General features: G+C 72.0%; 18 protein-coding genes. 15 read left to right on the top strand and 3 right to left on the bottom strand.

Features of this window, described 5'->3' with window-relative positions; translation table 11 throughout:
* Window positions 1-21: 21 nt before the first annotated feature.
* The 6 genes from zapE to AB0761_RS11840 all read left to right on the top strand — a co-directional run bounded on the left by zapE (window position 22) and on the right by AB0761_RS11840 (window position 7,860).
* Complete coding sequence (gene zapE / locus AB0761_RS11865) at window positions 22-1,074, top strand: cell division protein ZapE (protein WP_377268944.1); 1,053 nt, start codon at window positions 22-24, stop codon at window positions 1,072-1,074.
* 48 nt (window positions 1,075-1,122) lie between these two features.
* Window positions 1,123-3,222 carry an excinuclease ABC subunit UvrB gene (uvrB, locus tag AB0761_RS11860; RefSeq protein ID WP_377268943.1) on the top strand — a complete coding sequence of 700 codons (2,100 nt, stop codon included), beginning with the start codon at window positions 1,123-1,125 and terminating at the stop codon, window positions 3,220-3,222.
* Between the two features lie 271 nt (window positions 3,223-3,493).
* Entirely contained in the window at window positions 3,494-4,075 is a 582-nt protein-coding gene (locus AB0761_RS11855; RefSeq protein ID WP_377268942.1) for a TerD family protein, read from the top strand.
* A 26-nt stretch (window positions 4,076-4,101) separates the two neighbouring features.
* Window positions 4,102-5,937 carry a TerD family protein gene (locus AB0761_RS11850; protein WP_377268941.1) on the top strand — a complete coding sequence of 612 codons (1,836 nt, stop codon included), beginning with the start codon at window positions 4,102-4,104 and terminating at the stop codon, window positions 5,935-5,937.
* A gap of 277 nt (window positions 5,938-6,214) precedes the next feature.
* Window positions 6,215-7,207 (top strand): TerC family protein, encoded by a 993-nt coding sequence (locus AB0761_RS11845; RefSeq protein ID WP_377268940.1) that lies wholly within the window; start codon window positions 6,215-6,217, stop codon window positions 7,205-7,207.
* A 185-nt stretch (window positions 7,208-7,392) separates the two neighbouring features.
* Window positions 7,393-7,860 carry a lamin tail domain-containing protein gene (locus AB0761_RS11840; RefSeq protein ID WP_377268939.1) on the top strand — a complete coding sequence of 156 codons (468 nt, stop codon included), beginning with the start codon at window positions 7,393-7,395 and terminating at the stop codon, window positions 7,858-7,860.
* A gap of 199 nt (window positions 7,861-8,059) precedes the next feature.
* Here the strand turns inward: AB0761_RS11840 and AB0761_RS11835 are convergent, their stop codons facing one another.
* Window positions 8,060-8,989: an alpha/beta fold hydrolase gene (locus tag AB0761_RS11835; RefSeq protein WP_377268938.1), complete on the bottom strand. Its 930-nt coding sequence runs from the start codon at window positions 8,987-8,989 to the stop codon at window positions 8,060-8,062.
* Window positions 8,990-9,050: 61 nt separating this feature from the next.
* On the opposite strand from AB0761_RS11835, the gene AB0761_RS11830 reads away from it, so the two are divergent.
* Window positions 9,051-9,632, top strand: coding sequence for a helix-turn-helix domain-containing protein (locus AB0761_RS11830; RefSeq protein ID WP_377268937.1), 582 nt, complete (start codon window positions 9,051-9,053; stop codon window positions 9,630-9,632).
* A 96-nt stretch (window positions 9,633-9,728) separates the two neighbouring features.
* On the opposite strand, the gene AB0761_RS11825 is transcribed toward AB0761_RS11830, so the two are convergent.
* Both AB0761_RS11825 and AB0761_RS11820 read right to left on the bottom strand, forming a co-directional pair.
* Entirely contained in the window at window positions 9,729-10,376 is a 648-nt protein-coding gene (locus tag AB0761_RS11825; RefSeq protein WP_377268936.1) for an MBL fold metallo-hydrolase, read from the bottom strand.
* Window positions 10,377-10,442: 66 nt separating this feature from the next.
* Window positions 10,443-11,231 (bottom strand): maleylpyruvate isomerase family mycothiol-dependent enzyme, encoded by a 789-nt coding sequence (locus AB0761_RS11820; RefSeq protein WP_377268935.1) that lies wholly within the window; start codon window positions 11,229-11,231, stop codon window positions 10,443-10,445.
* Window positions 11,232-11,656: 425 nt separating this feature from the next.
* On the opposite strand from AB0761_RS11820, the gene uvrA reads away from it, so the two are divergent.
* The 8 genes from uvrA (at window position 11,657) to AB0761_RS11780 (ending at window position 23,379) form a co-directional block, all read left to right on the top strand.
* Window positions 11,657-14,557, top strand: a complete 2,901-nt coding sequence (uvrA, locus tag AB0761_RS11815; RefSeq protein ID WP_377268934.1) for an excinuclease ABC subunit UvrA — start codon at window positions 11,657-11,659, stop codon at window positions 14,555-14,557.
* A 282-nt stretch (window positions 14,558-14,839) separates the two neighbouring features.
* On the top strand, window positions 14,840-16,276 hold the full coding sequence (locus tag AB0761_RS11810; protein WP_377268933.1) for a hypothetical protein: 1,437 nt from the start codon (window positions 14,840-14,842) through the stop codon (window positions 16,274-16,276).
* Between the two features lie 85 nt (window positions 16,277-16,361).
* The gene (locus AB0761_RS11805; RefSeq protein ID WP_377268932.1) at window positions 16,362-16,808 is read left to right on the top strand and encodes a Rieske (2Fe-2S) protein; all 447 of its coding nucleotides are present in this window, start codon (window positions 16,362-16,364) and stop codon (window positions 16,806-16,808) included.
* 246 nt (window positions 16,809-17,054) lie between these two features.
* Complete coding sequence (gene uvrC / locus AB0761_RS11800; protein WP_377268931.1) at window positions 17,055-19,103, top strand: excinuclease ABC subunit UvrC; 2,049 nt, start codon at window positions 17,055-17,057, stop codon at window positions 19,101-19,103.
* A 130-nt stretch (window positions 19,104-19,233) separates the two neighbouring features.
* Window positions 19,234-20,118 carry an RNase adapter RapZ gene (rapZ, locus tag AB0761_RS11795; protein WP_377268930.1) on the top strand — a complete coding sequence of 295 codons (885 nt, stop codon included), beginning with the start codon at window positions 19,234-19,236 and terminating at the stop codon, window positions 20,116-20,118.
* Window positions 20,119-20,280: 162 nt separating this feature from the next.
* Complete coding sequence (yvcK, locus tag AB0761_RS11790; RefSeq protein ID WP_377274031.1) at window positions 20,281-21,252, top strand: uridine diphosphate-N-acetylglucosamine-binding protein YvcK; 972 nt, start codon at window positions 20,281-20,283, stop codon at window positions 21,250-21,252.
* Window positions 21,243-22,223 (top strand): DNA-binding protein WhiA, encoded by a 981-nt coding sequence (gene whiA, locus AB0761_RS11785; protein ID WP_055589538.1) that lies wholly within the window; start codon window positions 21,243-21,245, stop codon window positions 22,221-22,223. The genes yvcK and whiA overlap by 10 nt, the downstream gene beginning before the upstream one ends.
* A 457-nt stretch (window positions 22,224-22,680) precedes the next feature.
* Complete coding sequence (locus AB0761_RS11780) at window positions 22,681-23,379, top strand: YoaK family protein (RefSeq protein WP_377268929.1); 699 nt, start codon at window positions 22,681-22,683, stop codon at window positions 23,377-23,379.
* The last annotated feature ends 48 nt before the right edge of the window (window positions 23,380-23,427 follow it).

Genomic DNA, 23,427 nt, shown 5'->3' with positions numbered 1-23,427 from the left:
CTTCCACGCGCCGTAGGCTGTATGACCGTGCCAGCTGTTCCGAACACCCGTGCCGTCAGCCTCTCCGAGCGGCATCCCGTCGTGCCCGCCGACCGACTGGTGGCCGAGATGGTCCCACCGCCCCGGTTCGGCGGTGTGAGCTTCGCCTCCTATCTGCCCGATCCGGGGCAGCCCAGCCAGGCCGAGGCCGTGCGGGTGCTGGAGGAGTTCGCCGGCACCCTCAACGGCCCGGCCGACGGCGGGCGCCGCCGCTGGTTCCGCAGGGCCGGGCAGACGCCGGCCGGCCCGGCCGGGGTCTACCTGGACGGCGGCTACGGCGTCGGCAAGACCCATCTGCTGGCCTCGCTCTGGCACGCCGCCCCCGGACCCAAGGCCTTCGGCACCTTCGTGGAGCTGACCAACCTGGTCGGCGCACTGGGCTTCCAGCAGGCCGTGCAGGCGCTGTCCGGCCACCGGCTGCTGTGCATCGACGAGTTCGAGCTGGACGACCCCGGCGACACCGTGCTCGTCTCCACCCTGCTCGGCCGGCTGGTGGAGAACGGCGTCAGGCTGGCCGCCACCTCCAACACGCTGCCCGACAAGCTCGGCGAGGGCCGTTTCGCGGCCGCCGACTTCCTGCGGGAGATACAGGGGCTGGCCGCGCACTTCCGTCCGGTGCGGATCGACGGGGAGGACTACCGCCACCGCGGACTGCCCGACGCCCCGCCGCCGTACTCCGACACCGCCGTCACCGAGGCCGCGGCCCGTACCCCGGGCGCCGCCCTGGACGACTTCGGCGATCTGCTGGCCCACCTGGCCGCCGTCCACCCCAGCCGCTACGGAGCGCTGCTCGACGGGGTGGCTGCGGTCTGCCTGCGCGGGGTGCACCCGGTGCCCGACCAGACCACCGCACTGCGGCTGGTGGTCCTCGCGGACCGGATGTACGACCGCGAGCTCCCGGTGGTCGCCTCCGGGACCCCGTTCGACGCGATCTTCAGCGAGGAGATGCTGCGGGGCGGGTACCGCAAGAAGTACCTCAGGGCCGTCTCCCGGCTGGTCTCGCTCGCCCGGGACAGCTCCCGGGTGGCCTCTTAGGGGCGAAGCCCACCCGCATTGTCAGTGCCGGGTCGTACGGTGGGACTCGTGCGACCCATCACCGACATCAAGCGGTCCGTGGCGCCCTTCGAGGTCGTCAGCCCCTACCAGCCCAACGGCGACCAGCCGGCGGCCATCGCCGAGCTGGAGCGCCGCATCCGTGCGGGCGAGAAGGACGTGGTACTGCTCGGCGCGACCGGAACCGGCAAGTCCGCCACCACGGCCTGGATGATCGAGCGCCTCCAGCGCCCGACGCTGGTGATGGCGCCCAACAAGACCCTCGCGGCCCAGCTGGCGAACGAGTTCCGCGAGCTGCTGCCCAACAACGCCGTCGAGTACTTCGTCTCGTACTACGACTACTACCAGCCCGAGGCCTACGTCCCTCAGACGGACACCTACATCGAGAAGGACTCCTCGATCAACGAGGAGGTGGAGCGGCTGCGCCACTCCGCGACCAACTCCCTGCTGACCCGCCGCGACGTGGTGGTGGTCGCCTCGGTCTCCTGCATCTACGGCCTGGGCACACCGCAGGAGTACGTGGACCGCATGGTCCCGCTCAAGGTCGGTGAGGAGATCGACCGCGACACCCTGCTCCGGCGCTTCGTGGACATCCAGTACACCCGCAACGACGTGGCCTTCACCCGGGGCACCTTCCGGGTGCGGGGCGACACCGTGGAGATCTTCCCGGTGTACGAGGAACTGGCCGTCCGGATCGAGATGTTCGGCGACGAGATCGAGTCGCTGTACACCCTGCACCCGCTCACCGGCGAGATCGTCTCGGAGGACCAGGAGCTCTACATCTTCCCGGCCTCGCACTATGTGGCCGGCCCCGAACGCATGGAGCGGGCGATCGGAGAGATCGAGCAGGAGCTGGAGGAGACCCTCGCCAGGATGGAGAAGCAGGGCAAGCTGCTGGAGGCCCAGCGGCTGCGGATGCGCACCACGTACGACATCGAGATGATGCGGCAGATCGGCACCTGCTCCGGCATCGAGAACTACTCCCGGTTCATCGACGGCCGCTCGCCCGGCACCGCGCCCAACACCCTGCTCGACTACTTCCCGGAGGACTTCCTCCTGGTCATCGACGAGTCGCATGTCACCGTCCCGCAGATCGGCGCGATGTACGAGGGCGACGCCTCCCGCAAGCGCACCCTGGTGGAGCACGGCTTCAGGCTGCCCTCGGCGATGGACAACCGCCCGCTGAAGTGGGAGGAGTTCCTCGGCCGGGTCGACCAGACCGTCTATCTCTCCGCGACCCCGGGCCCCTATGAGCTCTCCCGCGGCGACGGCCAGGTGGAGCAGATCATCCGCCCCACCGGCCTGATCGACCCCGAGGTGATCGTCAAGCCCACCCAGGGCCAGATCGACGACCTGGTGCACGAGGTGCGCACCCGTGCGGAGAAGGACGAGCGCGTCCTGATCACCACCCTCACCAAGAAGATGGCCGAGGACCTCACCGACTACATGCTGGAGCTCGGCATCCGGGTGCGGTACCTGCACAGCGACATCGACACCCTGCGCCGGGTGGAGCTGCTGCGCGAGCTGCGGGCCGGCGAGTACGACGTCCTGGTCGGCATCAACCTGCTGCGCGAGGGCCTGGACCTGCCCGAGGTGTCGCTGGTCGCCATCCTGGACGCCGACAAGGAGGGGTTCCTGCGCTCCGGCACCTCGCTGATCCAGACCATCGGCCGTGCCGCGCGAAACGTCTCCGGCCAGGTGCACATGTACGCGGACCGGATCACCCCGGCGATGGAGAAGGCCATCGACGAGACCAACCGGCGGCGCGAGAGGCAGGTGGCGTACAACCGGGAGCACGGCATCGACCCGCAGCCGCTGCGGAAGAAGATCGGCGACATCCTGGACACCATCGCCCGGGAGGACGTCGACACCAGCGAGCTGCTCTCCACCGGGTACCGCGGGGCCGGCAGGGCCAAGGCGCCGGTCCCGGCGCTCGGCAGGAACGGCACGGACGGCCGCGATGCCAAGACCCTGCCCGCCGCCGAACTGGCCGAGCTCATCCAGAGCCTGACCGACCAGATGCACACCGCCGCCGCGGAGCTCCAGTTCGAGGTTGCCGCACGACTGCGGGACGAGGTCGGTGAGCTCAAAAAGGAGCTGCGCCAGATGCGTGAAGCAGGCATGGTCTGAACTGCCGCTCCCCGGCCGGCCACCCTGCGGGGGCCGGCCGGGGGCGGGACCGGGCAGTGTCCCACGCAATGGCCCGGGCAATGTCTCAGCAGCGCCACAAAGGGACCGACCCGGCGTGGCGGCAGTCGTGGTTGGCCATAGGGTATGGGGGACACGGGGGCGGAACGGCCCCCGGGGCGCGCTCCCGCACCCGCGGCGCCGCGTCGTAACTCCGCAGTGGGGGGCCTCGGCCGGGAAGGCATCGGGGCTATCCGGAAGAGAGGACGGCACCGTGTCGGTGAACCTGGCGAAGGGCCAGAGCGTCAGCCTGCAGAAGTCCAGCGGTGAGTCGCTGTCGGTGGTCCGGATGGGCCTGGGGTGGAAGGCGGCCCCTCGGCGCGGCCTCTTCGGCACTCGCACCCGTGAGATCGACCTCGACGCCTCCGCGGTGCTCTACGCCGACAAGACCCCGGTGGACGTGGTCTTCTTCCAGCACCTGGTGAGCAACGACGGCTCGATCCGCCACACCGGCGACAACCTGGTCGGCGGTGTGGGCGCGGGTGGTGACGACGAGTCGATCCTGGTGGACCTGCCCCGGGTCCCGGTGCACATCACCCAGATCGTCTTCACCGTCTCCTCCTACACCGGGCAGACCTTCCAGCAGGTGGAGAACGCCCACTGCCGTCTGGTCGACGAGGCCAACGGCCAGGAGCTGGCCCGCTACGAGCTCACCGGCGGCGGGGCCCACACCGGGCAGATCATGGCCAAGGTGTACCGCGACGGCTCCGGCGGCTGGCAGATGGCCGCGATCGGAGCCCCGGCGCAGGCCCGCACCTTCCAGGACATGCTTCCCGCCATCGCCCCGTTCCTGTAGGCGGACCGCGGGGGAGGGGGCGCTCGATGACCGCGGAGCTGGTCCGGGGACAGAACCACACACTGCCCCACACCCGGATGGAGATCCAGATCTCGGCCGGGGGACCGCTGGCCGCCGCCCTGCTGCTGGCCGATGGTGGTGGCCGTGTCCTGACCCCCGACCGGGTCGTCCACCACGGTGCCCTCGGGCTGCCGGGTGTGCCCGCCCCCGGCAGGCCGGCGTCCGGCCACCGGCTGCCGCTCGATCTGGCGGCGCTGCCGAGCGGTGTCGAGCGGGTCTACCTCGCCCTGGTACTGCCGCCGGGGGCAGGAGCCTTCGGCTCCGTCGCGGCGCCGCACACCGCGGTGCTCGCCCCGGACGGCACCTCCATAGCGACCTTCACCCTCAACGGGCTCACCGTGGAGACCGCGGTGGTGGCCCTGGAGCTCTATCTGCGGGCGGGCGCCTGGAAGCTGCGTGCGGTCGGTCAGGGCTATGCCGACGGCGTCCGGGCCCTGCTGCACGACCACGGGGTGCCGGACGCCTCCGTCCTGGCAACCGCCATCTGGGCTCCGGCCGGGGGACCGGCGGCCGCCGCTGCCCCTGCCGCCCGGGGCCTGACTGCTTCGGCGGCTGCCCCCACTCCATCGGCCGCTGCCCCCACTGCTTCGACCCCGGCCGCCTCCGGCCTGACCACTGCGGCTCCGGTCACCCCCGGTGCGGCGCCCTCCGCGGCGCGGCCGGCCCCGGTGGGTCCGCCCGCCCCGGTGGCCGGAGACGCCCCCGGCAGGACGCTCGACGAGCGGCTCTACAACCAGGTCTGGGGCATCTTCGAGGACGCCGCACGCTCGACCTCCGCCTACCGCTCCGCAGTGGAGTTCGCCGACAGCCGGCAGGAGGCCGAGCTGGAGGCACTGCTGGCAGATCCGGCCGCGCGGTTCGGGCCGGCGGCGGAGGCCGCCCGCAGCGAGATCCGCACCCGCCGTGACGACCTGGAACGGCGCGCCCGCGAGGTGCTGGAGCGCGACGGAGGCCAACTGCTGGCCGAGGCCCTGGTGGTGGAGGAGGCGATGCCGGCGCCGATGGCCCGCTGGGAGAGCGCGGCCTGGGCCGACTGGCGACCCGCACCGGAGGCACCCCACGCGGTGCGGCTCGGCGAGCTGCACCTGCCCGAGCATCCGCAGCTGCGCATTCCCATGCTGCAGAGGCTGCCGCTGGCACGCGGCCTCTGGGTGGACTCCGGCCTCTCGCCGGACTACGGCCCGGTGGGCGCGGAGGAGGGGCCGGCGGCCCGAGATGCGCTGCGGGCGGCGGCATCCACGGTGGCGTTCGCCGTCGCCGTCCGGCTGCTGGCCTGCCATCGGCCCGGCGCTCTGCGGTTGCACGCCGTGGACGGCGGAGGGTCGTCCGGCACCGCCCTGGCCGCCTTCGCCCGTGCGGGCCTGCTTGCCGGCCCGCCGGCTGTCGGCCGGGCGTCGGTGACCGCGCTGCTGGAGTCGCTGGTGGAGCGGGTCGACCTGATGCAGATGGCGCTGCGCGGAGGTGCTGCGGATGCACTGCCGCCGCGGCTGGATCCCGCGGACCGGCTGCTGCTGGTGCAGGACTTCCCGTACGGCTTCGACGACCGTGCGCTGGGGCTGCTCCGCTGTCTCGCCGAGGACGGCCCGGCTGTCGGAGTGCATCTGCTGCTGGTGGCGGACCGCGAGGACGCCCGGGAGCACGGGCGGATGCTCGACACCTTCTGGCGGTTGCTGACCCGGCTCGCCCCCGTGCCGCAGGCCTATCTCGCGGATCCCTGGGTGGAGCATCTGTGGACCTACATGCCTCCGGTCCCGGAGCCCGGCAGCACTGTCCTGGTCGACCTGCTGCGACGCCTGGGCTGACGGCGTGGGGCGGCTGACGGCGTGGGGCGGCTGAGGACGGCCCCGGCCTGTCGCGCGACCAATCCATCGCTCTTTACCTTTACAAGGCTTCTCTTTACCTTCTCTTGGCCTTACTGGTAGAGTTCTTTGCATCGGAGGGGAGTACTCCCCCGCAGCGCCCTCGTCATCACGGTCCCGTCCGGCAGTGCCGGACCGACCCGGGAGCGCCGGCCCGCAGCAGCGGGCGGAAGAGACCTCCGGCAGCCGACGAATGTCCGCCGAATCTGCCGGAGGTGCAGTGGACGTCTCCCTGGCCGTATGGGCCACCACCATCGTGGCGCTGTGCGCCCTGATCGCCGTCGACTTCCTGGTCGGCGGCCGCAAACCCCATGAGGTCTCGCTGCGCGAGGCCGGTGTCTGGACGGCCGTCTGGGTCGCCCTGGCGGCCGCCTTCGGGGCGCTGCTGTGGTGGCGCTGGGGGTCCCGGCCCGCAGGAGAGTTCTTCGCCGGGTACATCACCGAGAAGTCGCTCAGCGTCGACAATCTCTTCGTCTTCATCCTGATCATGGCGAAGTTCGCCGTGCCCAGGGTCTTCCAGCAGCGGGTGCTGATGGTGGGCGTCCTGATTGCCCTGGTGCTCCGGGCCGGCTTCATCGCCGCGGGCGCCGCAGTGGTCGGCACCTTCTCCTGGGTCTTCTACTTCTTCGGCGCGTTCCTGGTGTGGACGGCCTGGAAGCTCATCCAGGATGCCCGGTCCGGGGAGAAGGAGACCGAGTTCGAGGGCAACCGGATGCTTGCGGCCGTCCAGCGCCGCTTTCCCGCCGCCGGCCGGTACCACGGCACCAGGCTGACCGTCCGGGAGAACGGCCGACGGCTGATCACCCCGATGCTGGTCGTCATGGTCGCGATCGGCACCACCGATGTGCTCTTCGCCCTGGACTCCATCCCCGCCATCTTCGGCCTCACCCAGGACCCGTACATCGTCTTCACCGCCAACGCCTTCGCCCTCATGGGCCTGCGGCAGCTGTACTTCCTGATCGGCGGCCTGCTGAAGAAGCTGGTCCACCTGTCCTACGGTCTGTCGATCATCCTGGGCTTCATCGGCGTGAAGCTGGTGCTGCACGCCCTGCACGAGTCCGGGGTGCATGTGCCCGAGATCGGTATCCCGTTCTCGCTGGGTGTCATCTGCGCCGTCCTTGTGGTCACCACGGTGACCAGCCTGATCGCCTCTCGGCGCACCGGGACGGAGCAGTCCGGGGACGCCCGGCACCCCGACCGCGTCGACGTCTGACATCCGTCAGTGGAACGCCTCGCCGCACCGGCGCACGCCGGTGCGGCGAGGCGCGCCCTCGCGCCTTGATCACCTCTTTGAGCTAAGCCGCGGCCATGCTGCCCACCGGCGGCGGTGCGTGCTCGTACGGTCCTCGCATTGGCGCAGCCGCAAACCAGGCCGCGCACTGAACCAAGAGGACATACATGTACGCACGTCGTATTGCCTCCCTGCTCATGGCCGCCACCGCTGCGGTGGCCGTTCTCGGCACCGGCACCGCGCAGGCCGCGGGCAACCGCCACCGGGTCGAGCACCACCGCGCGATCGTCGAGCTGGGCACGGTCCACCGTGCCGTCGACGCGAGGAACGAGTGGATCACCCTCACCAACACCACCGGTCGCACGCTGGAGCTGCGCGGCTGGACCCTGTCGGACCGGGACCGGCACTCCTTCCGGATCGGCAGCCTGCGGCTGTTCGGCCACCAGTCGGTGCGGGTGCACACCGGTCGCGGCCGCAACACCGGCCGTGACGTCTACCAGGACCGCAGCGGCCGGTCCCTGTGGGACCGCTCCGACACCGCCACCCTGCGTGACGCCCGCGGGCACGTTGTCGACCAGGCGTCGTGGGGGCCCCGCGGCGGTCACCGCGACGTCCGGCACGAGGGACGCCACTGACGGGTTGACCCGTCGGTCCCGGCCGGCCCGCTGAGAAGCGGGCAGCAGGCCTGAGGCAGAGGGCCGGCCGCATCCCGGGATGCGGCCGGCCCTTTCGCATGCGGCTCGCCCGCATCCCGCCTGCCCGTATCCCGCCTGCCCGTATCCCGCCTGCCCGTATCCCGCCTGCCCGCATCGGGCGCTGCCGCATCCGGCACTCTCAGCTGCGTCCCACAGCCCTGTGGAGCAGATCGCCGATCGCCTGGAGCACGGCGTCCTGGCGCTCCTCGTGGAGCCAGCCATGCCCGGCGTCATCGAGGATCCGGTGCTCGCCGTGCGGGACCGCGGCCGCCAGCCGTGCATGCAGGGCCGTCTTGGCATCGTTGATCCCCCGCAGCGTCTCCTCGGGCCACAGCCGGGCCTGGGTCTCGTCGTGGCCCCGGACGGTGAGCACGATCACCGGCACGTCCGGGAGGTCCGATGCCTGCCGCAACTCGTCGGAGACCTGGTCGTAGAGGTTCCGGTCCTCCTGGAGGCCGGTTCGCCAGGCGGCGAGGTGGTAGTCGACGAGTGGCCCGCGGACGGGCTCCGGCCATCTGGCGAAGAAGGGTGTGATCTGGCTGCGGGACTGCTGGAGCTGCTCCTGCGTGGGTTCCGGCAGCTCCATGCCGTGCAGCTGCCGGACCTTGTCCCGGGCCTCCTGCGGTGCCAGGGCGTGGAGGTCCTCATGGAAGGGGTCGAGCAGCAGCAGGCCGGACACCTCCTCCGGGTAGCGGTGGGCATGGAGGCGCGCATACGCCCCGCCCAGGGAGTGGCCCACCAGCAGACGGGGGCCGGGTACGTCGGCGGTGCGCAGCAGGTCGTGGAGTTCGCGGCTGACCTCGGCGGCGGAGCGGGGCAGCTCCACCCGGTCGCTCCAGCCGGTGCCGGCACGGTCGTAGAGCACGCTGGTGGTCAGCTCGGCCGTCCGGTCATGGGTGTTGAGGTAGTCCAGGCCGATCTGTCCGGCCCCCGGCAGGAACACCACGGCCGGTCCGCCGCTGCCGGAGCGGTGCAGCGCCAGCCGTCGGCCCCCGACGTCGTACCGCCGGCCCAGCGGCGGCGCGGGCAGGGCGGTGCTGGACCGGGTCGGTGGCGCTGGGTGCGGCATGGCCTGTCTCCTCCATCGTTCTCAAGTTTGAGAAAAGTATCGAAGGTGAGAACATCTGTCCATGGACACGGTCGACCTGCTCCTTCATCCGGTGCGGATGCGCGTCGTGCATGCCATGTCCGACGGGCGGACGCACACCACCACCGAGCTCTGCGGCCTGCTGCCCGATGTCTCCAAGGCGACCGTCTACCGGCATGTGGGGCTGCTCGCCGAAGGTGGCCTGCTGGTGGTGGAGGGCGAGCAGCGGGTGCGCGGCTCTGTCGAGCGCCGGTACCGGCTGGACCGGGGCCGGGCGGTGATCGGCGCCGGGACCGCCGGCTCGATGTCGTCGGAGGACTACCGCCGTGGCTTCGCCGTGGCCGTGGCGACCCTGCTGGCCGAGTTCGGCGCCTATCTCGACCGGGACGGCGCCGACCCTGTCGCCGATCTGGTGGGCTTCCGGCAGCATGCGCTCTGGCTCAGCCGGGAGGAGCTCACCGGGATGATCGGCGAGCTGCGCGCTGTGATCGCGTCCCGGATGGACCTTGAGCCCTCACCGGAACGCAGGCGGCATCTGCTCAGCCCGATCCTGTTCCCTGCCGGGCCGGACCCGCAGCAGACGTCCGCTGCCGAGGGGGCGCGGCCCGACAGCCCGTCTGCGTGAGCCGCTCGGGCCGTCGGCGGCTGCGCGCAGCCCGGTCGCGGTGCGCTTCGGGCATGCGCCGTGCGGGGCCGCCGGTGCGGCGGCCCCGCTGCGCGTTCACCAGCCCCGTGCCCGCCACTCCCCGAGGTGCGGACGCTCCGTACCCAGGGTGGTGTCGTTCCCGTGCCCCGGGTAGATCCAGGTCTCGTCCGGCAGCGGGAAGACCTTGGCCTCCAGCCCGTCCATCAGCGACGTGAAGTCCTGCGGGCGGGTCGTCCGCCCGGGGCCGCCCGGGAACAGGCAGTCGCCGGTGAAGACATGCGCATGTCCCTGCGGGTCGTCGTAGACCAGCACCACGGCGCCGGGCGTGTGGCCGACCAGGTGGCGGACCGTCAGCTCCACCTCGCCCACCCGCAGGGTGTCGCCGTCGTCCAGCATCAGGTCGGTGGGCACCGGGATGCCCTCGGCGTCATGGCGCCCGGCGGCCGTCCGGGCGCCCGTGGCGGCGACCACCTCGGCCAGGGCGGCCCAGTGGTCGCCGTGGCGGTGGGTGGTGACCACGGTGGCCAGCCGTTCACCGACGGTCTCCAGCAGGGTCGGCGCATCGGCTGCCGCATCGATCAGCAGCTGCTCGTCGGTGGCTCGGCAGCGCAGCAGATAGGCGTTGTTGTCCATCGGTCCGACCGCCACCTTGGTGATCATCAGATGGGCGAGTTCCCGCACGTCAGGCGGCCCGCCGACCTTCACCGCTCCGTGGTAGGACATGGATCCGGGCTCCTCATCTCGTACGGACTGGGCACTGAGCCATGATCACGCACTCCCCGCGGGGCGTCATCCCACGGGGGGCAGCTGAGGGAGGGCGCTGCGCGGGTCGGTGACCCGGACGTCGCCGCGGTGGACCTGCAGGCCGTCCCCGTCGGAGCGGCCGGACAGCCAGGCGACCAGGCCGCGCACCGGTCCCTCCACGGTCAGCTCCGGCGGGTCGGCCTGGTCCCCGATGCGCAGCCCGGCTCCGCCGGCCTCGGTGAGCAGCAGTACTCCCGGTACGTCCGGCGCCCCCTGGAACAGCCCGGTGAGCCGCCGCAGCTCGCGCTCGGTGAAGACCGCGGGCCAGTGCGCGGGCGTGTAGCCGGCGTCCAGGTCGACGTGGTGGTACTCCAGCTCCATCAGCCGCTTCCAGGGGATGTCGGCCGCGGGGAAGGTGTACCCCCGGCGGTGCCGGACCGCGAACGCCCAGGCGTCGCCGGTCAGGGCCGCGGCTGCCGCCTCGAAGCGCTCCTCGGAGCCGCGGAGGTCGGCGAGCTGCTCGTCGAGCGGCCGCCCGGCGCCCTCCTCGATGCCCCGGTCCCGGGCTTCCGGGTCGGCGTACTGCGGGATGTGCTGCCCACTGGCGGCGCCGGTGAGGAGGTTGACCAGCGAGTCGGCGTTGCGGGCGATGTGGGCCAGCACATGGCCGCGGCTCCAGCCGGAGAGCGCGGAGGCTTCGCTGAGCTGCCCGGGCTCCAGCTCCGTGACCGTGTGCAGCAGGCGCTCGGCGGCCTCGGCGACCTCGGCGAGGTCCTTGCGGACTGTGGCGGGGGCCGTTGCGGCGGCGGACGGCGTCTGGGTCGCGTCGCTCATCGGATGGGACCTCCAGCGGCTCGGTGGCGTTTCCCGGACCCGCCCCGCTCGTTGGTCGGGGCGGGCCGCACATCGGACGCTACCCGCGTTCGCAGGCTCCAGCAGGGGTTTTGTGCCGCGGGTCGGAGCCTGGTGCGACACGGGTCGTCACTCGTTCGGGTGCTCTCCACTGGACAGACTCGATATTCGAACGCGTGCGCTATACCCTGGTCTTCCCAAGTTGGAAGAAACGCCCCAGCCGTCTGGTTACGATCCCCGTAGGGCGATGGCGCCGCCGCTTCAGCGGTGCGGCGTCCGCCCGCATGCGGGACTGACGCCGGGCGGAGCCGGAAAGCCCCGTCCGGCCCCGCCCGGTACCGCGGCGCGGGGAGCCCTCAGATTCGGACCAGCCTCCCAGCCCCCTCCCCGGAGAAAGGCGCACAAGCGTGGCAGACCGCCTCATCGTCCGCGGTGCTCGCGAGCACAACCTGAAGAACGTCTCGCTCGACCTGCCCCGCGATTCGCTCATCGTCTTCACGGGGTTGTCCGGTTCCGGCAAGTCCTCGCTGGCCTTCGACACCATCTTCGCCGAGGGCCAACGCCGTTACGTGGAGTCGCTCTCCTCCTACGCACGGCAGTTCCTCGGTCAGATGGACAAGCCGGATGTGGACTTCATCGAGGGTCTCTCCCCGGCCGTCTCCATCGACCAGAAGTCGACCTCGCGCAACCCCCGTTCGACCGTCGGCACCATCACCGAGGTCTACGACTATCTGCGGCTGCTCTTCGCGCGCATCGGCAAGCCGCACTGCCCGCACTGCGGCCGCCCGATCGCCCGGCAGACCCCGCAGGCCATCGTCGACCGGGTGCTGGAGCTGGCGGAGGGGACCCGCTTCCAGGTGCTCAGCCCGCTGGTGCGCGGTCGCAAGGGCGAGTACGTCGACCTCTTCGCCGACCTCCAGGCCAAGGGCTACGCCCGTGCGCGGGTGGACGGCGCCACGGTGCAGCTCACCGAGCCGCCGACGCTGAAGAAGCAGGAGAAGCACACCATCGAGGTGGTCGTCGACCGCCTCACGGTGAAGGAGTCCGCCAAGCGCCGGCTCACCGACTCGGTGGAGACCGCGCTGGGCCTCTCCGGCGGCATGGTGGTGCTGGACTTCGTCGATCTCCCCGAGGACGACCCGCAGCGCGAGCGGATGTTCTCCGAGCATCTCTACTGCCCGTACGACGACGTCTCGTTCGAGGAGATGGAGCCCCGCTCCTTCTCCTTCAACTCGCCCTTCGGCGCCTGCCCGGACTGCACCGGTATCGGCACCCGGATGGAGGTCGACCCGGAGCTGGTCGTCCCCGACGAGGAGAAGTCCCTGGACGAGGGCGCCATCCACCCGTGGTCGCTGGGCCACACCAAGGAGTACTTCCAGCGGCTGGTCGGGGCGCTCTCCACCGAGCTGGGCTTCCGTACCGACATCCCCTTCGCGGGGCTCCCCGTCCGGGCCCGCAAGGCGCTGCTGTACGGCCACAAGACCCAGATCGAGGTGCGCTACCGCAACCGCTACGGCCGCGAGCGCTCCTACACCACCTCCTTCGAGGGCGCGGTGCCCTTTGTGCAGCGGCGCCACTCCGAGGCGGAGAGCGACAGCAGCCGGGAGCGCTTCGAGGGCTATATGCGCGAGGTGCCCTGTCCCGGCTGCCAGGGCACCCGGCTGAAGCCGGTGGTCCTGGCCGTCACCATCCAGGACCGCTCGATCGCCGACATCGCCGCGATGTCGATCAGCGACTGTGCCGAGTTCCTCTCCGGGCTCGCCCTCAGCCGCCGGGAGAAGGTCATCGCCGAGCGGGTGCTCAAGGAGGTCAACGAGCGGCTGAAGTTCCTGGTCGACGTCGGACTGGACTACCTCTCGCTGAACCGCGCCGCCGGCACCCTCTCCGGTGGCGAGGCGCAGCGCATCCGGCTGGCCACCCAGATCGGATCAGGTCTGGTGGGGGTGCTCTATGTGCTGGACGAGCCGTCGATCGGTCTGCACCAGCGCGACAACCACCGGCTGATCGAGACCCTGGTGCGACTGCGCGACCTGGGCAACACCCTGATCGTGGTGGAGCACGACGAGGACACCATCCGCACCTCGGACTGGGTGGTGGACATCGGCCCCGGCGCCGGTGAGCACGGCGGCAAGGTGGTCCACTCCGGGCCGCTGGCCGAGATGCTGGCCAATGACGAGTCGATGACCGGGCAGTACCTCTCGGGCAAGCGGTCCATCCCCACCCCGGACGTGCGGCGGCCGCGCGACCGCAAGCGGCAGCTGGTGGTGCACGGCGCCCGTGAGCACAACCTCAAGGACGTCACCGTCGGCTTCCCGCTGGGGACCCTGACCGCGGTCACCGGAGTCTCCGGCTCCGGCAAGTCCACGCTGGTCAACGACATCCTCTACACCCACCTGGCCCGGGAGCTCAACGGCGCCCGCAGCGTCCCCGGCCGGCACACCCGGATCACCGGGACCGACCTGGTGGACAAGGTGGTCCATGTCGACCAGTCGCCGATCGGCCGCACCCCCAGGTCCAACCCGGCGACCTACACCGGGGTCTTCGACCACATCCGCCGCCTCTTCGCGGAGACCACGGAGGCCAAGGTCCGCGGCTATCTGCCCGGCCGGTTCTCCTTCAACGTCAAGGGCGGCCGCTGCGAGAACTGCTCCGGCGACGGCACCATCAAGATCGAGATGAACTTCCTGCCGGACGTCTATGTCCCCTGCGAGGTCTGCCACGGCGCCCGCTACAACCGGGAGACGCTGGACGTCCACTACAAGGGCAAGTCCATCGCCGAGGTGCTGGACATGCCGATCGAGGAGGCGCTGGGGTTCTTCGAGGCGGTGCCGGCCATCGCCCGCCATCTGCGCACCCTCAACGAGGTCGGCCTGGGCTATGTCCGGCTCGGCCAGTCCGCGCCGACCCTCTCCGGTGGTGAGGCGCAGCGGGTCAAGCTCTCCTCCGAGCTTCAGAAGCGTTCCACCGGGCGCACCGTCTACGTCCTGGACGAGCCGACCACCGGTCTGCACTTCGAGGACATCAGCAAGCTGATCACGGTGCTCTCCGGCCTGGTGGAGAAGGGCAACACGGTCATCGTCATCGAGCACAACCTCGATGTGATCAAGACCGCCGACTGGGTCGTGGACATGGGACCCGAGGGCGGCCACGGCGGTGGCGGCGTGGTGGCCGAGGGCACCCCGGAGGAGATCGCGGCGGTGGGGGAGAGCCACACCGGCAAGTTCCTCCGCGACATCCTGGGCGACCGGGTGAGCGACGCGGTGGCGGCGCCGCCTGCCAAGGGGCGGTCCCGCCGCAAGGCCGGCTAGGAGCGGTCCGGCAGGCCGGCAGCCGGCAGCAGACCGTCGGCAGCCGGCCGCAGACGTTCGGCAGTCGACGGCCGGTTTCTCGGAGGGGTGGTCCGCTCGTGTCCTCGCACATGACCGGACCACCCCGGCTTCGCCGACACTTCGTCAATGCCGTTGCGGTGCAGCGGAGATGCGGTTTCCAGCGGCGCTGGGTGATGCCGGACCCGCCGACCGTGTGGTTCTCGCTGCCCGGCGGAGCGCCGGGCGGCGGGACGTACCGGGGCTCCGCCCACCATGGGCGACATGTCCGCTTCCAGCGCCACAGCCGAGGCCCGTGATCCGCTGGAGGAGGCCGCGCCGGCCACCGCGCGGCCCGCACCGGCGGCCCGCAGCGGCCGTACGGTGGCCGCACTTCCGCTGCTGGTCGTCCTGGTCTTCGCCGCCCTCCAGGTCGTCGCCCACTCCGACTGGACCCTCACCAACGACTCGTACCGCTATGCCCGCCAGAGCCTGGAGATCCTGGGCTCCTCCCCGGCCCAGGCCCGGCACCAGGCCGTCCGGGCGTACTGCGCCTCCCATGCGGTGCAGCAGCAACTGACGCACGGACCGGACCCGTTGTTCAGCAAGCCGTCCTCCCGGCGGGCCCGCGATCCGAGGTCCTGCGTGGCGGCCAACCCGGACGGGCTCGCCCCCACCGACCCACGCTATGAGCGGATCTTCGACTCCCGCCCCGGCTATCCGTTGCTGATCTCCCCGGCGGTGGCCGCGTTCGGCGTCACCCGCGGCATGTGGCTGACCGGTGTCCTGCTGACCGCCGGCGCATCGCTGCTGGTGGTCGCGCTGCTCCGGCAGGCCGGCGGGTCAGCCGCAGCAGCGGTGGCCGGGCAGCTTCTCTTCCTCTGCTCGCGTCTGGGCTGGTGGTCCACCCAGCCGCTCGCCGAGGGCGCGGTCTCCGCCGGGGTCCTGGCAGCCCTGCTCGGCGCCTGGCGGCTGCTGCACGGCCATCGCCTGGCCGGGGCGGGCCTGCTGACCGCAGCGCTCACCGCCACGGCTCTGGTGAAGTACTCGGCCGCGATGATGCTCGCCTGCGTCCTCGTACTGGCGGCAGCCTGCCTGGCATGCGACCGGGCCGGACATCCCCGGCACTCCGGATCTCCCGGATGCCCAGTCCGCCCGGTCCCCGCGGTCCGCCCAGTCCGCCCGGCCCGTGCAGCCCGCCCAGTCCGCCCGGCCCGTGCAGCCCGCCCGGTCCGGGCGGGAGTGGTGCCACTGGCGTTGCTCTCCGCCGCCGCAGCGGCACTGATCGCAGTCGCCGCCGCGGTGCTGCGGCTGCCTGACGCGGCCGAGACCCTTCAGGACACCTTCACCCACAGCTTCCACCGGGCACCGGTCGCCGACCCGTGGCAGCGGCTGCTCCGACTCGACCGCCACTACTGGGCGCAGTGGCTCCGCGACCAGGCGGCCCACCCGCTGCTGCTGGTCCTGCTCTGTGTCGCCTGCTGGGCGCTGCTGCGCCGCAGCCGGGCACTGGGCGTCCTGGCGGTCGCCGCGGCGGTGCTGGGCCTGGCCACCGCAGCCGCCCACCCGCTGGCGGGCCAGCAGGACCGGCTCTGGGCGCTGCTCTGGGTCCCGGTGGTCCTCGGCCTGCCCCTGGCGCTGGACCTGCTGCGCGCCGCTCCCGTACCGGCCGTTGCCGCACCCGTGCACACCGCGTCCGCCGCCGCACCACCCCGGGGATAGAGTCGGCCGGGACGACCAGGCGGCCCCAGCGGCCGCCCCCGCACCAGGTCGGCTGCGGCCGGCCGGCACCGACGGAGCACCACCCATGCACCACCCCGAAAGCCGGACCCCCACCACCGCGGACGGCCCGTCCCGCCGCACCGTGCTGCGCGGCGCGGCCGCCGCGGGCGCGGTCGGAGCCGGGGCCCTCGGCCTGGCCGGCTGCGGCTCCGGCGGTTCGGCCAGGACCGCTCCCAGCGGGCCGGTGGACCTGGGCCCCGCCGCCGACGTCCCGGTGGGTGGCGGAACCGTTCACCGCGATGACCGGATCGTGGTCACCCAGCCTGCCAAGGGTGAGTTCAAGGCGTTCAGCGCGGTCTGCACCCATGCCGGCTGCGTCGTCGACGGGGTCGTCGGCGATCTGATCGAGTGCCCGTGCCACGGCAGCCGCTTCCGGATCGCCGACGGCTCGGTGGCGGACGGGCCCGCGCCGACGGCCCTGGCGGCCGTCCCGGTCACCGTGCGGGACGGCAGGCTGATCGCCGGGGCCTGACCGCGTCCGCTCCCCGCCCCCGCGGCCTCCCCGTTCCCCAGGTCCCGCCTCCGCTCCCGCTCCCGCGGTCTGCTCCCCGCGTCCGCACGGGCCGGTGCCCGAGCCCTCGACCGCCGGCACGCCGCCGGTCTTCGGCTGCCCGGGCCGCAAGGCCTGAGCCGGCCAGGACCGGCGGTGTCCGGTCCGCTGTCACCGGGGGGCGATACTGTCGTCAGAGTCCCGGGATCCGTTTGCAGGGGAGCACTGATGGCCGACCCGTCGACGTACCGTCCCGCGCCCGGGCAGATCCCGGACTCACCCGGCGTCTACAAGTTCCGTGACGCCCATGGACGGGTGATCTACGTCGGCAAGGCCAAGAGCCTCCGTTCCCGGCTGTCCTCGTACTTCCAGGACCTCGCGGGCCTCCACCCGCGTACCGCGACCATGGTCACCACGGCGGCGTCCGTGGAGTGGACCGTGGTGGGCACCGAGGTGGAGGCGCTTCAGCTCGAGTACACCTGGATCAAGGAGTTCGACCCCCGCTTCAACGTCAAGTACCGCGACGACAAGAGCTATCCCTCGCTCGCGGTGACCCTGGGCGAGGAGTTCCCCCGGGTGCAGGTGATGCGCGGGCCGCACCGCAAGGGCGTGCGCTACTTCGGCCCGTACGGTCATGCCTGGGCGATCAGGGAGACCGTCGACCTGCTGCTGCGCGTCTTCCCGGTGCGCACCTGCTCCGCCGGGGTGTTCAAGCGGTCCCAGCAGGTCGGGCGGCCCTGCCTGCTGGGCTACATCGGCAAGTGCTCGGCGCCCTGCGTCGGCCGGGTCACCGCGGATGAGCACCGTGCCCTGGCCGAGGAGTTCTGCGACTTCATGGCCGGTCGCACCGGCACCTATCTGCGGCGCCTCGAGGAGCAGATGCGGGATGCGGCCGCCGACATGGAGTACGAGCGCGCCGCCCGGCTCCGCGACGACATCGGCGCACTGAAGCGGGCCATGGAGAAGCAGGCCGTGGTGCTGGCAGACGGCACCGACGCCGATCTGCTGGCCATCGCCGAGGACGAACTGGAGGCGGCCGTCCAGATCTTCCATGTGCGCGGCGGCCGGGTGCGCGGCCAGCGCGGCTGGGTCACCGACAAGGTCGAGGACGTGGACACCTCTGACCTGGTGGAGCACGCCCTGCAGCAGCTCTACGGCGGCGGCGACGACATGGTGCCCAAGGAGGTGCTGGTCCCCGCGCTGCCCGAGCCGCTGGAGCCGGTCGTGGACTGGCTCTGCACTCTGCGCGGCTCCCGGGTCGACCTGCGGATACCGCAGCGGGGCGACAAGAGGGACCTGATGGCCACCGTGCAGCGCAACGCCCAGCAGACGCTGGCCCTGCACAAGACCAAGCGGGCCTCCGACCTCACCACCCGCAGTGTCGCCCTCCAGGAGATCGCGGACGCGCTGGGGCTGGACTCCGCGCCGCTGCGCATCGAGTGCTTCGACATCTCCCACCTCCAGGGCGAGGACGTCGTCGCCTCCATGGTGGTCTTCGAGGACGGCCTGGCCCGCAAGAGCGAGTACCGCCGCTTCGCCATCAAGGGCTTCGCCGGCCAGGACGACGTCCGCTCCATGCACGAGGTGCTCACCCGCCGCTTCCGGCGCTACCTCCAGGAGCGGCAGGCCACCGGCGAGTGGGAGGTCCCCGAGGCCGGTGAGGCGCCCGCACCCGGGGAGGTCCAGCCCGGGGAGGTCCAGCCCGGGGAGGTCCAGCCCGGTGAGGAGGTCGCGGCGGGTCCCGTCGACCCGGAGACCGGCCGCCCCCGGCGCTTCGCCTACCCTCCCCAGCTGGTGGTGGTGGACGGCGGCCAGCCCCAGGTGGCGGCGGCCCGCCGGGCCCTGGACGAACTGGGCATCGACGATGTGGCGCTGTGCGGTCTGGCCAAGCGGCTGGAGGAGGTCTGGCTGCCCGGCGAGGACGACCCGGTGGTGCTGCCCCGCACCAGCGAGGGCCTCTATCTGCTCCAGCGAGTTCGTGACGAGGCCCACCGGTTCGCCATCTCCTACCAGCGCAACAAGCGCTCCAAGCGGCTCACCGCCAGCGGCCTGGACAGCGTCCCTGGCCTGGGGGAGACCCGCCGCCAGGCGCTGCTGAAGCACTTCGGGTCGCTGAAGAAGCTGCGGGCCGCCACGGTGGAGGAGATCTGCACCGTGCCGGGCGTCGGGCGCCGCACGGCGGAGGCTGTTGCTGCCGCGTTGGCCTCCCGTACACCGGCTGCACCTGCCGTGAACACCTCGACCGGAGAGATCATTGACGACCAGGAGACGCGATGACGGCCGACGCAGTCCGTCCGCACCGGATCCGCCCGGCCAGGGCTGCTGTCACTCTCCCGGGTGACACAGGGAAGCCCCAGGCCCTCCGGCGCGTTCTCCGTAGCAGAACCACCGAAAGCGGGGAAGAACAGTGACTGTGTCCGGTACCGGGGAGAACGTCCCCGAGCTGGTGATCATCTCGGGCATGTCCGGCGCGGGCCGCAGCACCGCTGCGAAGTGCCTGGAGGACCTGGGCTGGTTCGTCGTGGACAATCTGCCGCCCTCCTTGATACCGACCATGGTCGACCTCGGCGCCCGCTCGCAGGGCGCGGTGGCCCGGATAGGCGTGGTGGTGGACGTCCGCGGCCGCCGCTTCTTCGACGACCTGCTCACCTCCCTGGAGGAGCTGGAGCGGCGCGGTGTCCGGCTGCGGGTGGTCTTCCTGGAGGCCTCCGACGACGCCCTGGTCCGCCGTTTCGAGAGCGTTCGCCGCCCGCATCCGCTGCAGGGCGACGGCCGGATCGTCGACGGGATAGCGCGTGAGCGCGATCTGCTGCGGGAGCTGCGCGGCGAGGCCGACCTGGTGATCGACACCTCCAGCCTCAATGTGCACGAGCTGCGCGCCAAGCTGGACGCCCAGTTCTCCGGCGAGGGCGAGCCCGAGCTGCGCGCCACCGTGATGTCGTTCGGATTCAAGTACGGCCTGCCGGTCGACGCCGACCTGGTCGCCGACTGCCGCTTCCTGCCCAACCCCCACTGGGTACCGGAGCTGCGTCCCCGTACCGGCACCGACGACGAGGTCGCCCGCTATGTCTTCGACCAGCCCGGAGCCAAGGAGTTCCTGGACGGATACTCCGAGCTGCTGCGCATCGTGACCGCCGGCTTCCGCCGCGAGGGCAAGCGCTATATGACCCTTGCCGTAGGCTGCACCGGGGGGAAGCACCGGAGTGTCGCCATGTCGGAGCGGCTGGCCAAGCGCCTGATCGCCGACGGGGTGGAGACGGTCCTGGTGCACCGCGACATGGGACGGGAATGACGCTCCGTCCCGGTGTCCTGGGCCCTGCGGGCCCAGGACACCGGGACGGAGCCGGCAGAAGAACGTGGGGCACGTGTGACGGGACACTCTCCGGGGCGGCAGCTCCAGCGGAAGGCTGCCGACCGGGCGCAGGGAGGTGCCCACAAGGCGGCCGCCCCCAAGATCGTGGCGCTGGGCGGAGGGCAGGGGCTCTCCGCCTCGCTGTCGGCGCTGCGGCGGCTCACCGCCGACCTCACCGCAGTGGTCACCGTCGCGGACGACGGCGGCTCCAGCGGCAGACTCCGCGAGGAGCTGGGGGTGTTGCCCCCCGGCGATCTGCGCAAGGCGCTCGCCGCGCTCTGCGGTGACGACGACTGGGGCCGTACCTGGTCCGAGGTGATCCAGCACCGCTTCACCAGCGACGGCGAGCTGCACGGCCACGCCGTCGGCAATCTGCTGATCGTGGCGCTGTGGGAGAAGCTGGGCGACCATGTCGCCGCCCTGGAGTGGGTGGGCCGGCTGCTGGGTGCGCACGGCCGGGTGCTGCCCATGTCGGCGGTGCCGTTGGACATCGAGGCCACCGTGCGGGGCCATGACCCGGCCAGGCCCGGCGAGATCGGTACCGTGCGCGGCCAGGCGCATGTGGCGGTCACCCCCGGCACCGTGCAGTCCATCCGGCTGCTCCCGGAGGACCCCCCGGCCGTCCCGGAGGCGGTCACCGCCGTCAGGGACGCCGACTGGGTGGTGCTGGGCCCGGGGTCGTGGTTCACCAGTGTGCTGCCGCATCTGATGGTCCCCGAGCTCGCCGAGGCGCTCTTCGCCACCAAGGCACGGCGGCTGCTCACCCTCAACCTCGCCCCGCAGCCGGGGGAGACCGAGGGCTTCACCCCGCAGCGCCATCTGGAGGTGCTGGCACACCACGCCCCGGAGCTGGCGGTGGACGCCATCCTGGTCGACGAGGGCGCGGTGACCGGCGGCGCCTTCGGGGACGCCGACCTCCCGGGTCTGGAGAAGGCCGCCGGTCGGATGGGCGGTGAACTGGTGCTCGACCGCGTGGCGGCGGCGGACGGCACCCCGCGACACGACCCCGAGCTCTTGGCCGCCGCGTACGACCGGATTTTCCGGACACATGGAAGGATCGGCGCATGGCGATGACTCCAGCGGTGAAGGACGAAATCAGCCGGCTCCCGGTCACCCGGACCTGCTGCCGCAAGGCGGAGGTTTCGGCGATCCTGCGGTTCGCAGGCGGTCTGCACATCGTGAGCGGCCGCATCGTGATCGAGGCCGAGCTCGACACCACCTTTGCCGCCCGGCGGCTGCGCAAGGACCTGCTGGAGATCTTCGGCCACTCCTCGGAGCTGGTGGTGATGGCCCCCGGCGGTCTGCGGCGGGGCAGCCGGTTCGTGGTGCGGGTGATCAAGGACGGCGATCTGCTGGCCCGGCAGACCGGACTGGTCGACGGTCGCGGGCGCCCGATCCGGGGCCTGCCCCCGGCGGTGGTCTCCGGTGCCACCTGCGACGCGGAGGCGGCCTGGCGTGGAGCCTTCCTGGCCCATGGGTCGCTCACCGAGCCGGGCAGGTCCTCCTCGCTGGAGATCACCTGCCCCGGTTCCGAGGCGGCTCTCGCCCTGGTCGGCGCCGCCCGCCGGCTCGGCATCGCGGCCAAGGCCCGCGAGGTGCGGGGCGTGGACCGGGTGGTGGTGCGGGACGGCGACGCCATCGGCGCGCTGCTGACCCGCCTGGGCGCCCATGAGGCGGTGCTCGCCTGGGAGGAGCGCCGGATGCGCCGCGAGGTCCGGGCCACCGCCAACCGGCTGGCCAACTTCGACGACGCCAATCTGCGCCGCTCCGCCCGTGCCGCCGTCGCGGCCGGCGCCCGGGTGCAGCGCGCTCTGGAGATCCTCGGCGAGGAGGTGCCCGAGCACCTGGCCGCCGCCGGTCGGCTGCGCATGGAGCACAAGCAGGCCTCGCTGGAGGAGCTGGGCTCGCTGGCCGACCCGCCGCTGACCAAGGACGCGGTCGCGGGCCGTATCCGCCGTCTGCTGGCGATGGCCGACAAGCGCGCGCTGGAGCTGGGTCTGCCCAGCACCGAGGCCAACCTGACCGAGGAAATGGTCGCCGGCTGAGACGCCCCCGACAGCACATGCGCCCGCCCCGGCACTGCCGGGGCGGGCGCACAGGCAGCGGGCCGCAGCTGCCACGCGGAAACCGGACCGCGGCTCAGGAGCACAGGCGTCGCCAGGTCCGGCTCGGGCGGCCGGACGAACTCGCCGGACGCGGAACCAGGGGCGCGCAGCCAGGGTCCGACGGGGCCGGGCGAGACCTGCACTGGCCTGGCAGCGCCTCTGGTGGGGGCGACCGTGTGTCCGTCCGGTGCCGGTGCGCAAGTGGCCCCCGGGGCGTTGCGGCCGGCGGACGGATCCACGACAGAGGTTCCTCGCCGTCGAGGACGGCAGGACCACCTCCGTACGTCGGCACGGCGACAGCCGGCAGGCCGTGAACACACCCGTTGACGGGCTGGGCGAAGGATTCGACGGCCTGTCAGAACGGGCGAGCGGCGCACTCCGTGCGAGGGTGTCGACCATGGCATCCTCGGCACCTGAGCCACTCCGTCCGGCGGATCCGCTGCCGCCCGCGCTGCAGGCGCTGACCTTCGTCAGCGGACTGCAGGACGCGGCCAGCTACCTGGGGCTCGGCCATGTCTTCACCGCCAATATGACCGGCAACATCCTGGTGCTGGGCTTCTCGGCGGCCGGCTCCCCGGGCTTCTCCATCAGCCGTACCACGACCTCACTCGGCGGCTTTGTGATCGGCACTCTGCTCGGCGGACGCCTGGGGGTGGCGATGGCGGACCAGCCCCAGCGCCGGTGGGTGGGCCGGGCGCTCTCGGTGGAGGCGGTGCTGGACGCGGCGGCGGCGGTGGTGGCGGCGACCGTCACCGGGGGCGGCCGGGACCATGTCGTGATCATGCTCCTTGCCGTGGCCATGGGCATGCGCAACGCCACGGTCCGAAAGCTGGCCGTGCCCGATCTGACCACCACAGTCGTCACCAGGACCCTCACCGGTCTGATCGCCGACTCCTCGGTGGCGGGCGGCAGCAACCCCATGATGGGCCGGCGTCTGGTGACGGTGCTGGCCATGGTGGCCGGCGCCGGGGTCGGGGCGTCATTGGTGCTGGACCAGGGTGTCGCGGTGGCGCTGGCAGCCACAGCCGGCTCCGTGGTGGCCGTCGTCCTGGTGCATCGGCTGCGCTCCAGGACGACGGCCGCCGGAACGGCCTGACTGTGGCGGTCTGACCGTGGCGCCTTGGCCGTGGCGCCCTGACTGCGG

This window comes from Peterkaempfera podocarpi (assembly GCF_042466665.1).
Classification (GTDB): domain Bacteria; phylum Actinomycetota; class Actinomycetes; order Streptomycetales; family Streptomycetaceae; genus Peterkaempfera; species Peterkaempfera podocarpi.
This window is presented reverse-complemented; position numbering and strand designations above follow the sequence as displayed.

What these genes read in the sequence shown, in the direction of transcription:
- zapE (WP_377268944.1), top strand. Translation starts at nt 22, where the DNA reads ATGACCGTGCCAGCTGTTCCGAACACCCGTGCCGTCAGCCTCTCCGAG.
- AB0761_RS11850 (WP_377268941.1), top strand. Translation starts at nt 4,102, where the DNA reads ATGACCGCGGAGCTGGTCCGGGGACAGAACCACACACTGCCCCACACC.
- AB0761_RS11840 (WP_377268939.1), top strand. Translation starts at nt 7,393, where the DNA reads ATGTACGCACGTCGTATTGCCTCCCTGCTCATGGCCGCCACCGCTGCG.
- AB0761_RS11835 (WP_377268938.1), bottom strand. Translation starts at nt 8,989, where the DNA reads ATGCCGCACCCAGCGCCACCGACCCGGTCCAGCACCGCCCTGCCCGCG.
- AB0761_RS11830 (WP_377268937.1), top strand. Translation starts at nt 9,051, where the DNA reads ATGGACACGGTCGACCTGCTCCTTCATCCGGTGCGGATGCGCGTCGTG.
- AB0761_RS11825 (WP_377268936.1), bottom strand. Translation starts at nt 10,376, where the DNA reads ATGTCCTACCACGGAGCGGTGAAGGTCGGCGGGCCGCCTGACGTGCGG.
- AB0761_RS11820 (WP_377268935.1), bottom strand. Translation starts at nt 11,231, where the DNA reads ATGAGCGACGCGACCCAGACGCCGTCCGCCGCCGCAACGGCCCCCGCC.
- AB0761_RS11810 (WP_377268933.1), top strand. Translation starts at nt 14,840, where the DNA reads ATGTCCGCTTCCAGCGCCACAGCCGAGGCCCGTGATCCGCTGGAGGAG.
- AB0761_RS11805 (WP_377268932.1), top strand. Translation starts at nt 16,362, where the DNA reads ATGCACCACCCCGAAAGCCGGACCCCCACCACCGCGGACGGCCCGTCC.
- uvrC (WP_377268931.1), top strand. Translation starts at nt 17,055, where the DNA reads ATGGCCGACCCGTCGACGTACCGTCCCGCGCCCGGGCAGATCCCGGAC.
- whiA (WP_055589538.1), top strand. Translation starts at nt 21,243, where the DNA reads ATGGCGATGACTCCAGCGGTGAAGGACGAAATCAGCCGGCTCCCGGTC.
- AB0761_RS11780 (WP_377268929.1), top strand. Translation starts at nt 22,681, where the DNA reads ATGGCATCCTCGGCACCTGAGCCACTCCGTCCGGCGGATCCGCTGCCG.